9 protein-coding genes are annotated in these 14,657 nt (G+C 73.8%); all 9 read right to left on the reverse strand.

The window, feature by feature from the left end:
- Positions 1-8 precede the first annotated feature (8 nt).
- The 9 genes from ACFV8T_RS09650 to ACFV8T_RS09690 all read right to left on the reverse strand — a co-directional run bounded on the left by ACFV8T_RS09650 (position 9) and on the right by ACFV8T_RS09690 (position 14,651).
- Entirely contained in the window at positions 9-2,579 is a 2,571-nt protein-coding gene (locus ACFV8T_RS09650; protein WP_385326075.1) for an AAA family ATPase, read from the reverse strand.
- Complete coding sequence (locus ACFV8T_RS09655; RefSeq protein ID WP_385326076.1) at positions 2,576-3,952, reverse strand: hypothetical protein; 1,377 nt, start codon at positions 3,950-3,952, stop codon at positions 2,576-2,578. The genes ACFV8T_RS09650 and ACFV8T_RS09655 overlap by 4 nt, the downstream gene beginning before the upstream one ends.
- Entirely contained in the window at positions 3,942-4,634 is a 693-nt protein-coding gene (locus ACFV8T_RS09660; protein WP_385326078.1) for a 4Fe-4S single cluster domain-containing protein, read from the reverse strand. The genes ACFV8T_RS09655 and ACFV8T_RS09660 overlap by 11 nt, the downstream gene beginning before the upstream one ends.
- The gene (locus ACFV8T_RS09665) at positions 4,631-6,199 is read right to left on the reverse strand and encodes a VWA domain-containing protein (RefSeq protein ID WP_385326080.1); all 1,569 of its coding nucleotides are present in this window, start codon (positions 6,197-6,199) and stop codon (positions 4,631-4,633) included. The genes ACFV8T_RS09660 and ACFV8T_RS09665 overlap by 4 nt, the downstream gene beginning before the upstream one ends.
- Positions 6,196-7,629, reverse strand: a complete 1,434-nt coding sequence (locus ACFV8T_RS09670; RefSeq protein WP_385326081.1) for a hypothetical protein — start codon at positions 7,627-7,629, stop codon at positions 6,196-6,198. Before ACFV8T_RS09670 ends, ACFV8T_RS09665 begins: the two co-directional genes overlap by 4 nt.
- The gene (locus tag ACFV8T_RS09675; protein ID WP_385326083.1) at positions 7,626-10,238 is read right to left on the reverse strand and encodes a hypothetical protein; all 2,613 of its coding nucleotides are present in this window, start codon (positions 10,236-10,238) and stop codon (positions 7,626-7,628) included. The genes ACFV8T_RS09670 and ACFV8T_RS09675 overlap by 4 nt, the downstream gene beginning before the upstream one ends.
- Complete coding sequence (locus ACFV8T_RS09680; RefSeq protein ID WP_385326084.1) at positions 10,232-11,431, reverse strand: hypothetical protein; 1,200 nt, start codon at positions 11,429-11,431, stop codon at positions 10,232-10,234. Before ACFV8T_RS09680 ends, ACFV8T_RS09675 begins: the two co-directional genes overlap by 7 nt.
- 27 nt (positions 11,432-11,458) lie before the next feature.
- The gene (locus tag ACFV8T_RS09685) at positions 11,459-13,315 is read right to left on the reverse strand and encodes a hypothetical protein (RefSeq protein WP_385326086.1); all 1,857 of its coding nucleotides are present in this window, start codon (positions 13,313-13,315) and stop codon (positions 11,459-11,461) included.
- A 262-nt stretch (positions 13,316-13,577) separates the two neighbouring features.
- Positions 13,578-14,651, reverse strand: a complete 1,074-nt coding sequence (locus ACFV8T_RS09690; protein ID WP_385326088.1) for a macro domain-containing protein — start codon at positions 14,649-14,651, stop codon at positions 13,578-13,580.
- Positions 14,652-14,657 lie beyond the last annotated feature (6 nt).

Here is a 14,657-nt window from a genome sequence, read left to right on the forward strand (position 1 = left end):
CGTGACCGTCAGGCGACGGGCGGGGCGGGCACGTCCTCGGGCACGTACTCCGAGGGTGCCGCGTCCCCGGTGCTCCCACGGGCATAGCGGTCCGCCATCCGCGCCTCCATGAGTTCCAGCAGTTTGCGGACGGTGCGGGCGTTGCCGAACTCGGCGGGGTGGGTCAGCCGGGTCCCTTCGAGCCAGGCCCCGGCCCGCTCCCGTACCCCCTCGGCCAGGGTGCAGTTCTCCTCGGCCGCCATCCGGCGCAGGATCTCCACCAGGTCGTCCGTGTCGTAGTGGGGGAAGGGGACGCGGGTGGTGAAGCGGGAGCCCAGTCCCGGGTTGGCGGCGAGGAAGGTGTCCATCTCCCGCGGGTAGCTGGCGGCGATCACCACCAGGCGGCCCCGCCGGTTCTCCATCTCCGGGACCAGGGTGTCGATCGCCTCCTTCCCGAACCCCCCGTACCGGGCATCGCTGACGAGGCTGTAGGCCTCGTCGATGAACAGCACACCGTCCAGCGCCTCCTGGACGGCCTTGCGCACCAGCGGTGCGGTGTGTCCCTGGTACTCGCCGACCAGGGTGGCGCGTCCGGCCTCCACCACATGCCCTTTGCGCAGCAGGCCCAGATCGCGGAAAATCCTCCCGACCAGCCGGGCCACCGTGGTCTTGCCGGTCCCGGGCGGCCCGGTGAACAGCAGATGCGGCGGGGCGAACCCGGCCTGGCCCCTGGCCTGCCGCAGCCGCAGCCGTTTGACCAGGTCCGTCAGCGTCTCCCGGACCGGCCCGAGCCCCACGTACCTGTCGAGTTCCGCCAGCAGTTCCGCGGGATCCGGCGCGGGCCGCGGCAGGAAGTCGCGGTAGTGCTCGGGTACGTCCGCGGGGCCGACCGGTTCCGTCAGCCGGCCGCGCACCCGGCCGGCCCACCGCTCGAAGACGCTGTCGGCGAGGGTGCGCATGTCGCGGGCATTGCCGAAGGACTCGTCCCGGGTGCGGTGCATCCCGAGGACGATCTCCCGCAACTGGCCCTCGGTCTCGGCCGAGGGCTTCGCGCCGCGTTCGACCAGCCGGCGCAGTGCGATGGCATGCAGGGTGTCCGGCGGGTAGTCGGGGAAGCCGAGAACGGTGAGCCTGCTCCGCAGGCCGTCGTTGGCCTCCAGGAACTGCTCCATCTTGTCCGGGTACCCGGCGAGGATCACGACCAGTCGGCCGCGGTCGTTCTCCATGCGGGCGACCAGTGTCTGAATGGCCTCGCCGCCGAATCCCTCGCGCTGGTCGCTCAGCCCGTAGGCCTCGTCGATGAACAGCACGCCTTCCAGCGCCCGGTCGATGGTCGCATTGGTCAACTCCGCCGTCTGGCCGACGTAGCCGGCCACCAGGTCCGATGTCCTCGTCTCGACGACATGGCCCCGTCTCAGCATCCCCAGGTCGCGGTAGAGCTCGCCGACCAGCCGGGCCACGGTGGTCTTCCCGGTGCCCGGATTGCCGCTGAACATCAGGTGCAGGGACGGCGGTTCGACCGCCGTCGCGCGGCCTTCGGCCCGTAGCGCGTCCATCGTCTCGACCGAATCCCGCAGCTGCCCGAAGTGCGCCCGGACGGCGTCGAGACCGGGCATGGCCGCCAGCCGCTCCCAGGGGCTGCGGTGGTCCGCCGCGGAGACGCTCGCGCCCTTCTCGCGCACCGCCGCCACCGTCAGCGCGCCGCCCGGAGCCATCGCCAACCGCTCCAGCCACGCCTTCCAGGAACGGGCCTTGTCGGGATGTGTCGCCATCGCTCTGACGATCGTGTCCAGTTCCCGCCAGTCGCCGATCCGCAGCCCCGAGCCGAGCCGCACCGTATGGATCAGGCGCTCCGTCTCGGCCGCATGCGGATAGTCGATCCTGACGGCACCGGACCGCCCGGGGCCGGACCGCCCGGCCTGCTCGCGTACGAACGTCTCCAGGGGCGGGTAGCCGCGGCACCCCTCCACGTACTGCGCCGTGTCCTCCAGGGTGTCCTGCCCGAAGACCAGCACCCACAGATTGCCGTTGTCGTGGTGCCTGGCCCGGTTGGCCATCGCGCCGGCCAGGGCCCTGGGTGCCTGGTTGTAGCGCAGATAGTTCTCGGCATGGGGGACGACGACGGCGGTCCGGGGCCCGTGCTGCTGGAGATAGCCGGTCAGGGTCATCACCGCGAAGGGGTCGCTCACCCCCGACGCCGGCGGTGGCGCACCCGCCGGGCCCCGCTCCTCGGCGGGTGCGCGCGTCCTCGTCACCAGGAGATTGCCCATCGGCCCGCTCATGCCCGGGGTGCGCATGGTGCGGGGGCCCGTCGGTGAGCTCTGCCGCACGGTGGCGCCCCTGCGGCCCAGGTCGCGCGAGGCGGAGTCCCGGAAGTACACCGGATGGTCGGTCGAGGCGAACACGATGCGCTCGTAGCCCTCGGCGCGGAGCAGCCGCCACAGCACCTGTTCCAGCGTGCACACCTGGTAGGCGGTGTCGACGAAGACGTCGCTCACTCCCGGGCCGTAGAGGATGGTGAACGGCTCGCCGCCGTGCAGGACCGCTCCGTCGAACCGTTCCACCGACGGCCCGGGAGCACCGGGCGGCTCCTCCTTCATGAGCCGCCCTCCGCGGGAAGCGCCGAACCCCTCCGCTGGCCCTGGATGTCGAGCAGCTTCCGGTCCGGTGCCCCCGGCTCGGACGCGGGCGCCCCCGACACCGGGTGGCCCTCGTCCGCCAGGGCCCGGCCGATCGCCTCGGCCCGTTCCTGGAGCTGCGCCTCCGCGGTGATGTCGTGGTCGTACGACAGCACCCGCACCACGTGCCGGCCGGAGTCGGGCCCGGTCTGCGAGATGTCCAGCACGATCTCGTTGCCGTTCTCGTGGACGAGCTTGGCGTAGTAGGTGCCGCGGGGGTCCGCCCCCTGGTACTCGCCGTCGACGAATTCGTAGTAGGCGTTCCGGCCCAGAGCCTGCACCACGGCGTCCGCCAGGTTCACCCGGGTCTGCGAGGCCAGCTGCCGCAGGCACGCCCGCTCCACGGTGTCGCCGAGCGCGTCCTCCAGCCGGGGTGCCTCCTGCGCCAGGAGCAGGCGCAGCTCGTCGGTGCCGGTCCGGTCGTCACGCGCGCGGGCCAGCCCGTTCGCGGTCTCCTCCCGCAGCCGGCCGAGTCCGCCCTCGGACCAGTAGTCGACGTCCACCGCGCAGCCTTCCACCGGCACTCCGTCAGGATCGAGCACCGGCCGGCTCAGGCTGCCCTCGATCTCCTTCTCCACGGTGGCCAGGGCGTCGATCGCCGCCATCCGGGCCGTGCAGCGCTCCAGTTCCCGCTGCTCGGTCTCCGCCCGCAGTTCGCTCAGCGAGTGGTACGTCTCCTGCGCCACCGCGAGCGCCGCGTCGAACCTGCCCTGCGTCGCGCTCTGCTCCGCCGTGGCCAGCCGGGCCGTCAGCCGGTCCAGCTCGCCGGGCGCGTACCGCTCGTGCAGTCCGGCCCCGGTGATCGCCTCCGTCATCGCCCTGGCATCGGACAGCCAGGTCTGCACCAGCCGCCCGGCCTGGGCCCGGTCCTGGTCGATGACATCGATCCGTGCGGACAGTCGGTCCGTCTCGGCCCGGCGCTCGGCGCGTTCGGACGCGATCTCCCGGCGCACCCGATCCTGCTGCTCGGCCAGCCGCTGCCGGGTCTCCTCCCGGATCTGCCCGGCGCAGGCGGCCAGTTCCCCGCGCAGCTCGGCGGCCTGCTGCTTCAGCCGCCGCGTGGTGTCGGCCTCCAGCTGCCGTGTCCGATCGCTGAGCCGGCCGACCAGCGCCTCGTGCTGTGCCTGCCTCCGCTCGACCCGGGCGAAGGTCCGGTCGAGGTCGGCGCTCGTCTGCCGGCGCACGGCGTCGATCAACTGCGGGATCTCGCGCTGCACCTTCCTCAGCTGCCGGGCCTGGCGCTGGAGGCGGGACCACTCGGACTCGTCGACCTGGATGCGCTTCCTACCGCTCATCGTGTTCCTGTTCTCCGGTGGCCGTGCGTACGGCCTCGCTGATGGGGAAGACGGGTGCGTCCACGCGGGCGCGGACGGTGTCGACCGCGCTGTCGAAGGCGGCGAGCAGCCCTTTCGGAGGCACCCCGATGAGCAGTGCCTCCGGGCCGGTGACGGCGATCTCGGCGGTTCGCGGCCGGTCCGCGAAGTCGTAGTCGCCGTCCGCGTGCCGTCCGGTGAGGTGATGGACCCGCTGGTTGGAGCTGCCGCGCAGCCCGCGCCCGTCGTCCAGCGCGGCCACGTACGGCCCGTCGATCAACACGTCGATCTCGCCGAGGAGTCCGGCGACGCCCGGGGAGGGCGGCCGGGTCCGCAGCCGCTCCAGCCGGTAGCCGGTGAAGCAGATCACGGACACGTCCCGCATCTCCCGGGCCAGCCGGGCCACTTCGGCGAGCCCGGCGGCCTGCGCCATCGGCTCGCCGCCCGAGAAGGTCAGTCCGCCCACCCCGGGATCGGCCAGCAGTTCCTCGGCCAGCTCCCGGGGCCCGGCCCGGCGGGCGGGCCGGAAGGGGATCCAGTCCGTCGCCATGCACCCGGCGCAGCGGAAGGGGCAGCCCTGGACCCACAGCGCGGACCGCACGCCGGGTCCGAGCGCCTCGGTGCCGACCCTGGTGGCCGCCACGTTCAGGACGGTGCCGGTCATCGCGGCAGTCCTTCGGCCGGGGCGGGCGCCGGCTCCGGCAGGTGGGTGAAGGACACTCCGCCGACCACGACACTGCCTCCGGGACGGCAGGTGGCCCGGCTCTCCCGGGCGGTGGAACCGTCGGGCGTGTAGCGGATGCGCAGGTCGATCCGCGGCCCCTGCTCGGTGGACCGGAGCCTGCCCTGCACCCGCCCGCGTCCGCCCACCGACGACGGCCGGAGCGCCACCCGGCGCCCGTCCAGCCCGACGCGGTCCGGCTGCTCCTCGCCGAAGGCCGCCGCGAGCAGCAACTCACCGCGCAGCAGCGGCCGGTTGATCCGCCGCCACCACAGCCAGGCGACCAGCCCCAGCAGCAGGACCGCGGTCACCAGCGCGGGCAGGAGGACCGCCGACCCCACCGTGGCCCGCAGCGGCACCGCCTTCTGCCCGACCCGCATCGCACCCGGTACGTCCAGCTCGACGTCCGGAGCAAGGGGCCGCTCCCAGGACGAACCGACCCGGCCCCTCAGGTGCAGCGTCGCATCGCGGTGCTCGGTCCGCCGGTACGGCAGGGCGCTCGCCGTCAGCCGTCCGCGGAGCCGCACCTCGAAGGTCCGGGACGCGCCCGGTTCCAGCGTCACCTCGTCCGGCAGCCCGCCGACGTCGAGGGACGGCCCGGTGAGGCTCGCCCTCAGTCCGCTGACGGTCAGCGGCAGATGGCGGGTCGTGGACCGCAGGACGAGCTTCGCGGTCGCCCGGCCGTCGGTGACGTCGGTCGCGCCGCCCTGCCAGGTGGCGCTCACCCCCTTGCCGGAGTCCTCGGCCAGCAGGAGTCCGGCCTTGCGGGCGCGGGCCCCTTCGCCGGCTCGGGCCAGGTAGGAGCCGAGGTCCTGGATGCTCTGCGGCCGGAGCACGGAGGTGTTCCGCACGACGTTCCCGACCAGCCGGGCGCCCGTCGCCCCGCTGCCCAGCGGCAGGGCGTAGCCCGCCAGATCGGTGTGCCCGGCGATCACCTGTGCGCGCTTGCGAAGCGCGTCCCAGGAGGGCCCCTCGGACTTGGGGTAGCGGGAACCGCGCGGAGGATGGTGCCGGCCGTCGGTGAGGAGCACGACCGAGGCCACCGAGGCGGCGTCGTCGCGGTCGAGCTCGGTCAGCGCGGCATTCAGCGCGGCACCGATGTCGGTGTCGCCCGCGGCTTCGGGCTTGGACGGCAGCTTCGAGACGATCTTCCCGGTGTCGCCGGCCGCGCCGATGTACCGCCCCTCGGGCTGGGAGTCGAAGGTGAACAGCGCGACATGGTCCTTGGCCGTGAGGCCGTCCAGGAACCGGCGCAGCGTGGAGCGCACGGTGTTGTAGCGGCCGTCCTTCGCCATGGAACCGGAGGTGTCCACGAGGATCACGTAGTCGGCGGGCTCCTGGTCCAGCGCGAGCGCCCGGTAGATCTCGGCGCGGCTCGGAGCCCCGCTGCCGGCCGCGGGTGTCGCGTGCGCCGCTGCCACCGGCGAGGCCGCCAGCAGCGCGGCGGTGAGTACGGCGGCGCATCCCGGGCCGAACCGGAGTGGCCACGACGGACTGATGTGCTTCACGAAGGCTCTCCCTTGGGATCGGTTCCGAGATCGGTCGGCAGGTCGCCGAGAGGGAATTCCGTGGGTGCTCCCGGGGCGAGCGGGTGCAGCACCAGCCGGGCCGTCCCGTCCACGGCGAGGCGTACGCCCACGTGGAAACGGTCCTCCTCGGCGCCGCCCGGCAGCGCCAGCGTGCGGACCGGCGCGCTCACGCCCCGCTCCGGATCGCGCACCCGCACCTGTACAGGCCGCCCGACGGCGGCCCCCGCGGGTCCGGTCCGTACGCGCAGCCGTTGACCGGCCGCGTGCGCGTAGACCGTTTCGCCACCCGGCTCCAGGTGTCCGGCCTCGCTGATGACCAGCTCCTGGCCCTCGGGCCGTCCCGCGACCGTCCGGTGGGCGCCCACGCACACGGCGTACGGATAGCGGTCCGCCGGATCGATCCGGCCCGAGGCGACCAGCGAGGCGCCGAAGACCGCGGCGAGCGCGGGATCGGTGCCGGCCGGCAGCGGAGCGAGGTGCCATCCGCCGCCGGTCAGATGCCGCACCAGCGGCGCGAACCGGGCGGTGCCGCCCACGGCGACCAGGTGCCGGGCTGCGGTGTGGCCGGGGCCGGTCGGCCGGGCGGTGGGGGCGCCGTCGGGGGCCGCCGTCCCGCCGGAAGGACCGTGCCCCGGCGCTCCCTCCGCGGGCGCGTCGCCCCCCGGCACCTCGGACAGGGCCAGGTCCAGGCCGGCCGTCAGCCGCCGCAGGGCCACGCGGACCGTGCCCGCGGTGATGTCGCGCCCCGCCGCGCGGTGCACGGCGGTGGCGTCGAAGCGGTCCGGGCGGGCTTCGGCCCGTCCGAGGACGAGGGCCAGGCGCTGATCGGCGCCGTCCTCGGCCCGCGCGGCGGCGAGGGCCGCCCGGCCCGTCCCGTCGTCGGACAGACCGGCTTCCGCCAGGAGGGCCGCGTCCGAGCCGGCGCCGTAGCCGCCCGCGGGAGCGTGCCGCGAGGTTCCCGCCACGGCCACCGCGGCGGCCGTGATCACGCACAGCGACACCTCGGCCGCCGCCGCGCCGAGGTCGCACACCACGACCCGGCCGCGTGGCGCCGTCCCCGCGTACCGGAGCAGCGCCAGCACGACCCGAGGGGTGCTCAGGGTGCGCAGGTGCGGAGCCCGGCCGTCGCCGTGCAGCTCGGCCAGGGCGGCGGTGGCGCGCCGCGCGTGTTCCAGGTGGCCGCTCTGCGGAACGACCACCACCAGGTGGTCGGGGGTGCCGTGCTGTCGGCGGTACGCGCAGTACACCGCACGCAGCGCCTCCTCGCGGCCCGCTCCCGCGTCGGCCGGGACGGGCAGGCCCTCACCGGGGACCGTTCCCGGCAACTCGACCAGTTCCGGGGTTCCTCGACCGTCGATGCGGGCGACCCGGGCGTACCGGGTACCGATGTCGATCCCGATGGCGTTCACGAGTCCCTCCGCTTCTTCCGGAACCGGGAGAGGAAGCCGCTCCGCCGGCCCGCCGGCGGGTAGTCGGCGGCCGTGGGGAGGGGAACGGGGCGTGCGGTGCCGGTGCGGGCCCGTGGTTCCGGGGAGAGCGCGGCCGGCCCGGCGCCCGCCCCTCCGCCCACCCCGGCGGACGGAACGGTTCCGGCGGCGCCCAGCGCGGTGAGGATCACGCGGTGGCGGCTCTCCTGCTGAAGGCTGTGACGGATCAGCCCCTCGCGTACGTCCTGGTACTGCCGACTGCCGCCGAGGGCCCTGTACAGCGCGAGTCCGAGTCCGTGCACCTGACTGTCCAGCTCGGTGGTGAGGCCGAAGGCGAACCCGGACCCGTGGTGGCGCACGAGCAGGGCGACCTCGTCGAGCAGTTGGGGGGAGAAGACGCGATGGGGGCACGCCCCGGCCACGATCCGGCCGAGTTCGTTCAGCGGGGCCCGGTCGGCGGCGGCCGCCCGGAGCTGCCGCACCGGGCGCAGCCACGCCAGTCCGTCGCGGTGGACCAGCCCGTCCACCAGGTCCTCGGGCAGGTCGAGGTCGATCCAGCGGGCGCGGGCCGCCGAGGTGAGCCGCCGGGTCAGGCCGGCCCGCACGGCCGGTTCGATGCTGGGGCGTTGCCGCATCCACCGGGACAGCACCGCCCAGCAGGCGGTGCCGGGGTCCGGCTCGTCGCCGAGCAGCGCCTCGACGACCCGGTCCTTCAGCTCGGGCTCGGCCTCGGTGCGCCGGACGACCGCGGCGGTGTACGCGTCGAGGCCGGGGTCGTCGGCGCCGAGCTGCCGCAGTCGCCCCATCGTCGGGGCGAGCCGCCCACCGACGCCGCCGATCGGGGCCGACACCCGCAGCAGGTCCGCGTCGGCGGCCGTCTGCGGTGGCACCTCCGTCGCTCCGGGGGGTGCCACGTCGTCCAGCACCGCCAGCATCCGGTCGTGACCGCCGCTGCGGACCAACTGCCTCAGCACGGTCCACATCGGACCGATCACGTCCGGCCGGCCGTGATCCCGCGCCGTCTCCAGGGCGATCCGCCACGCGTCCCTGTGCCCGGCCGCGAACTCGGCGGCGTCCGTCGCGACGACCTCGGCCGCGCCGAACTCGCCGGTGAGCAGCCCGGCGAAGCGCAGCCAGCCGGGCCGGTGGTCGACATGGGTCTCCGCGGCGAGCGCCACCAGGCGGGACAGCGGCCGCAGGTCACGGGTCCGGGCCTCGAACAGCACGCCCAGCCAGGCAAGTCCGGCCTCTCGCGAGTCGAGCAGGACGCGGTCGACCGCTTCGCAGTCGTGCCCGAACTCCCTCTCCACCATGTAGACGAGGGATCCGACCCAGGCCGGGTCGTACCCCGGCGTGGCGGCAAGGGCGGTGAACAGCCGGTCGAACGAGCCGGGGTGCGCCTCTTCCAGCCCGAGCAGCAGGGTCAGGTACTCCTTGGCCTGCGTGAGCGTCTGCTTCGACGACGCGCGGGCGACGACGTGGGCGGCGAGCAGATCCGGGACCCGCGGCGTCCAGTGCCGTGTCAGCAGGGCCTGTGCCGCCCCGGCGCCCGGACGCAGTGCGCAGTCGGCCAGGAAGACCACCACGGTCTTCAGCTGCCCCTCGTCCAGTGACGCCACCGAGTGCAGTTCCAGGAGCCGTTGTACGTCGTCCACCCGGCCGCGACCGTGCCGGATGTCGTTCAGTACCGAGTCCAGCATGTCCAGCTCCTGCAGTACGCGTACCGCTTCCGCGGCGTCGCCCGGCGGGAGGGCGGCGGTGGCCGCCAGCAGATGGGCCACCACGTCGGCGGTGGACCCCCGCTTGGCCCGCAGCCTCAGCAGCTCGGTGCGATAGCGGTCGGCCGTCCCGCTCCGCGGGGTCGGCGGACGGCCGGTGCCGAGCGGCACCTCCTGCTGCCCGGACCGCGCGGAGGCGGCGAAGACCAGCCGCAGATCGTGTTCCACCTTGCCGGTCCAGGTGGCGCCGCTCAGCCAGGCCCGGCATCCGTAGGGCAGCAGCGAGCAGACGGCGTCCAGCGTCCGTACCCGCTCGTCCAGGTCGGGCAAGGTGCCCCCGGGCGGCGCGGTGATCACCAACTGCTCGCCCTCCAGCAGCAGGGCCGCCATTCCGGCGGCCCACTCGAAGCCCAACCGGTCCACGGCGTACGCCAGTTCGGCCGCGGTGGCGCGCACCGCCGCCGGGGCCGCGTCGAACCGGGCGGATCCGGACCGGGCCCGGGAGACGGCCCGGTCCAGTGCGGTCCAGGTCACTCCGGCGCGGCTGGCCGCCCGCCATTCGAGGAGCAGCAGCCGCCAGGTGTAACTGGGCCTGCCCGTACCGTCCTTGGCGCCGTCCCAGCTGGTGTCCACGACCGCGCAGACCGAACCCGCCTCCCCGTCCGCGCCGCTGAGGAACACCCGCCAGGGCAGTGCGCCCGCCGGTTCGCGGGCGTCCGGGGTCCCGGTGGTGGCGCTCCACAGATAGCGCTGGGCGCGGGACTCCGGCAGGCTGCCGTCCAGCACCTCGTAGCCCATGCTGCGGCCCGGATGCTTGCCCAGCACCGCCCACTCGGCGGCGAGTCCGTCGGGGCCCCGGTCCTCGTTCACCACGGCCGCCGGCGGTGCGAGGTCGAGCGGATCCGGCGCTCCAGATCGGTCAGCGGCTCCAGGACGTTGATGGGCACGGGCGAGGTGCAGATCCGGGAGACGCCGTCGACGATCTCCACGTTGTGGTAGTTGCGGTAGTCGAAGACGTGCTGCGGATTGAGGCGGAAGCCGATCGCCGAGGAGACGTAGTACGAGATGCGCTCCGGCCTGAAGAACGAGCCCAGTCCGTCGCGTACGAGCCGGGCCGAGGAACCCTGGAACTCGTCGCACATCCACTCGAAGTAGCGGGCGGCCTGCTCCGCGGGCACCCGGGGCAACCGCGACCCCTCGGAGTCCTGCGTCACCCAGCCGGCCTCCACCGCCGGTCGGAACACCTCGGGATGGTCGAACTTGGTGACGCAGACGGAGACATGGTGCGGCAGCCGGTTGCGGTGGAGCTTGCCCTCGTCCCGGACACGGGTGTTGAGCTCGGTGAGCATCGAGTAGAAGAAGTCGAGGCCCCTGGTGGCCGGACGGCTGCCGAGCAGCGGGTCGAAGAGGTAGACCAGCCCCTGGGAACGGGCCAGTTGATCGAGGACCCTGGGCCGCAGGGCGTGCTCGCTGTTCTTGCCGTACGCCTCACCCGCCACGTCCTGGACCTCCAGCACGAAGCCGACCTCCCGCCGTCGGCGAAGCACCCCGGACGGCGGTTCCTCCCCCTGGAACGACCAGGCGAGGTGCTGCTGGCCCACGCTGGCCTCCGGGAACACCCGGTCGCTCTCCAGCTGGGTCACCCCGGAGGTGAGGAATTCGGTGGACTGCGGGTTCATCCCGCTGACCGCCCAGCCGGCGTGGCCGTGCCTGCTCTGCTGCATCGCGGCGATGGGCACCGCGGACAGATAGGTCGTCTTGCCGGAGAGGGGCGCACCCCACAGACCGATCCGGAGCCGGTCCGTCGAGGCGCCCGGCACGCTGTTCGGCGGCCGTGGGATCATCCCCGGCTGGAGGTGTCCGTCCAGTCCGGCGGACGCGGACGCGGGCGCGGACGCAGGCGCAGGCGCAGGCGACCAGGATGCGGCGGCGGCCTCGTTCTCCGGCTCCGGGCGTTCCGGATCCCTCGGCCGGAGATCGGGCACCGGGACCGGTTCGGGCCGGCGCCAGGGCGGCTCATCGGGGCCCGGCGGGTTCTCGTTGGGGTCGTAGTACGGATCGGGCATGGTGTTTCTCCTCGTACTGACGGCTGTTCACAGCAGGGGAGTTGCCAGGGCGAGGCGGCAGGGCGGACCGTCCCACCGCCACTCGGGGGCCAGGGCTTCGGCCACGTCGGCCGCTGTGTCGACGCCCTGACGGAAGGAACCGTCGGCGGAGAGGGTGTTCCACGCATCGGCGGTGTAGCGCTGCACGGCGTCCGCCTCGTGGCCGGAGCACGGCCGGCTCCTCTCCAGCCGGGTCCGCACCCGGACGCCCCGGTCCTGGATGGCTCTGAGCCCGGCCCGCCAGTCCGCGCCGAGCGGACAGGCCGGCAACACGCCGTGCTGCTCGGGCGTTCCCGGCGGGCGACGGCCGACGATCAGCAGGGCCCGCTCGACGGGGCGGGTCCGGGTGCCGCACGGCCGGGCCGTGGCCGAAGCGACCTTTTCGAGCGCGTCCTCCAGCGAGGAGACCGTGTCCTGCTCGTGCCGGGCGGGCCGCCAGCGGGCCAGGGACGCCTGGGCGTCCCGTGCGGGTCCGGCGGGGACGGTCAGCAGGAGCAGGGAACGGGGGGAGTAGTCGGTCTCGCGGACGACGTGGTCGTAGTGGCCCACCACCCCGACCCGGAGGCCGTCTCCGGAGCCGTGCCGACGGGTCAGCGCGGCGATGACATCCCGGACGAACGCCAGCCGCTCGGCGGTCTCCACCGGTTCGGCACCGCTCATCTCGACGGTGAAGAAGACGTCCAGGGCGGGCGGGCGGACGATGCGCCGGGGGAGGCGCTCGACCAGGGAGCAGACCTCCGGGGGCTCCTCCGCACTGCCGTTCGTGGCCCGGACGTCGGGAGTTCCCTCGGCCGGCCGGAGCAGCGCCACCTCCCCGGGGCCGCGCAGGACGAAGGACAGCCGCACCGGGGCGAAGGCCGTCAGCGCCGTCTGCCGCGCGGACAGCACCACCGTCCCGTCGCCGTCCGCGGCGGCGTCGGCCAGCACGGGCAGGATCACCGGGGTACGGCCGCTCGGCCCGCCGTAGACGGTGATCTCCGCCGTGGCGGTCTCGCCGTGCCGGAGCCGGGAGCCGGCCGGGAAGAGTACGTGGGTGTGTGCGTGCACGGTGCCGGTCCCCTGGTCGACGCGGGCGAGCAGCAACGTGTGGTCGGCCAGCAGCGGAGCGGTGCGCAGCGCCTCGCGTACCACCGCCTCCGTGTCCGTCCCGGGCAGCGGGACCGGTTGGCCGGCGGCCCCGCCCGGCGCGACGGGACCCGCCGGCGCCGGGCGGAGCTCGGCCCGCAGGGCGTACGTGGTCCGCAGCAGCGCCGCGGCCCGGTCCAGCAATGGCCAGCCCGCCCGGCGGTCGACCAGGACGACGGTGTGGGCACAGGCGGGCGGAATGTGATCGCGGAGCCACCGTGTCAGCGCGTTGTCGAACTCCCCGCGGCCGACCACCGGCAAGGTGCCGATTCCGCCCGCGAGCTGGAACCGGCGTATTTCCCCGCGCGGATCGAGCAGTGGCACGACGGAATCCCAATCGGTGCTTCCGGCGTCGGTCTGCCGCGGTATTCCGCTCCGGTCCACGACGGCCTTGATCACATTGACGCGGTCGGAAGTGAATTCCATGAACAAAACGGTCCCGATACGGCCGTCGACCAGGTCCGCCAGGGTCTGTTCCCACTGTGCCGTGTCGGGTGAGAGCAGGTCCCGGGGGAATGCGGGCCCTTTCGCCGGATCCGCTTCGCCGGGCCCCGCGGGGCCGCCCCGCAGCACCGCCGCCGTCCGGCCTCCGCCGTCGGCGCCCGCCCCCGACAGCGCTGCCGCCCGTACGTCCCAGGCGTGCTCGGCGGCCTGCAGCATGGCTGCCGCGGACTCCCGGTCGGCGTCGGTCGGATCCCCCAGGACCGGATCGCCGTGCATCTGCCATCCACAGTCCGGGCAGCGGGGTTCGTTTCCGTCAGGAGTTCCGCACACCGGACACGCACGATCATTTTCGCCGATCAATGATCCTTACCTCTCCGATCGCAGAGCCAGTCGACCTTTGAAGCATGCAAGTGTCACGGACGCCTACATGAAGCACATGGTTCCGGATTCATCCTGATCTCCTTCGAAAGGCGAAGGGAAAAGGAGAGCCTGGGGAATCACGGCCGGTGGACGGCCGGAATTCCCCTGGTGGTTCCAGTCAACAGGAAGGTCCGGGCGGGGACTGGTCGCGGTGCGGGCGGATCCTGGTGGGCAGCCGTTCGAGGAGCGCGGCGGCGGCCGGGGTCCGGACGACGAAGTGGAGATCCCACTGCGCGCCCCGGGCCAACTCCGCCTCCACGGCGGGCCACATGGCTGCCAGGCTGACCTCGTACGGCAGGCCGCCGCGCCCCGAGCCGAGCAGCGGGAAGCACACCGAGCGCAGCGGTGGCGTGAAGTGGTCGTGTTCCTCCGCGAGGATCGCGAGGACACGGGAGGTGGCTCGGGTGATGTCGGCGGGAAGCACGTCGTAGTCGTTGGTGCCGGCCCGGGGCACGGCGACAGCCGCGTGGTAGATCCGGCGTATCCCCTGGCTCGCGAGGGCGCCGGGGTCGGTCGCGGCCACGGTGCCGGGGAGGACCGGGCGGCCCGAAGTGCCGTGCTGGGCGGTCCATTTGCGCAGGCCGTCGTGGACGGGGTCGTCGTGCACGTCACCGGTCACGCCCTGGACCGCGCCCGCCCGGCGCAGCGAGGCCGAGACGGAGGACTTGTACGGCTCGGGCAGCCCGAAGTGCGTATTGCTCGGCGAGACCACCACGTCGACGTTGCGCAGCAGGTCGACCGGGTGGACATGCAGGGTGAGGCGGACACTGCGTCCGGCCGCGCGGACGTCCACGTGCCGGTGCGAGGACCCGCTCCAGTCCTGTGCGGCGCCGCCCTCCGCCAGCTCCACGATCTGGTCGGCGACGTGCCCGAGGACCACGAGTTCCTGGTGCTTGCGGAAACGCTCGACGCTGACCCCGTAGACCTGGGCCGCCCGGCTGCGCCGTGACGAGGGCGCCCAGTCCCGGGTGCCCTGTGCCAGGCCGAGGGTGTACTCGGCAGCCGTCCGCAGGGTGTCCGTGTCGATGCGCGCCACGGCGAGCCGCAGCAGTCCCTCGACCGAACCGTCCGGTGTGCGGGCGGCGGCCGCACACCGGAGGGCGGAGAGCGTCAGGTCGCGCAGTCTGACCGGTCCGGCCCGCCGAACCTGCCTGAGGTCCGCCAGAATCGACTCGTGGTCAACGAGTGGCATGGTGTC

This window comes from Streptomyces sp. NPDC059832 (assembly GCF_042731715.1).
GTDB lineage: Bacteria > Actinomycetota > Actinomycetes > Streptomycetales > Streptomycetaceae > Streptomyces.

Excerpts from the sequence above, each read along its gene's own strand:
- ACFV8T_RS09650 (WP_385326075.1), bottom strand. The coding sequence starts at position 2,579 with ATGAAGGAGGAGCCGCCCGGTGCTCCCGGGCCGTCGGTGGAACGGTTC.
- ACFV8T_RS09660 (WP_385326078.1), bottom strand. The coding sequence starts at position 4,634 with ATGACCGGCACCGTCCTGAACGTGGCGGCCACCAGGGTCGGCACCGAG.
- ACFV8T_RS09655 (WP_385326076.1), bottom strand. The coding sequence starts at position 3,952 with ATGAGCGGTAGGAAGCGCATCCAGGTCGACGAGTCCGAGTGGTCCCGC.
- ACFV8T_RS09680 (WP_385326084.1), bottom strand. The coding sequence starts at position 11,431 with ATGCCCGATCCGTACTACGACCCCAACGAGAACCCGCCGGGCCCCGAT.
- ACFV8T_RS09685 (WP_385326086.1), bottom strand. The coding sequence starts at position 13,315 with ATGCACGGCGATCCGGTCCTGGGGGATCCGACCGACGCCGACCGGGAG.
- ACFV8T_RS09690 (WP_385326088.1), bottom strand. The coding sequence starts at position 14,651 with ATGCCACTCGTTGACCACGAGTCGATTCTGGCGGACCTCAGGCAGGTT.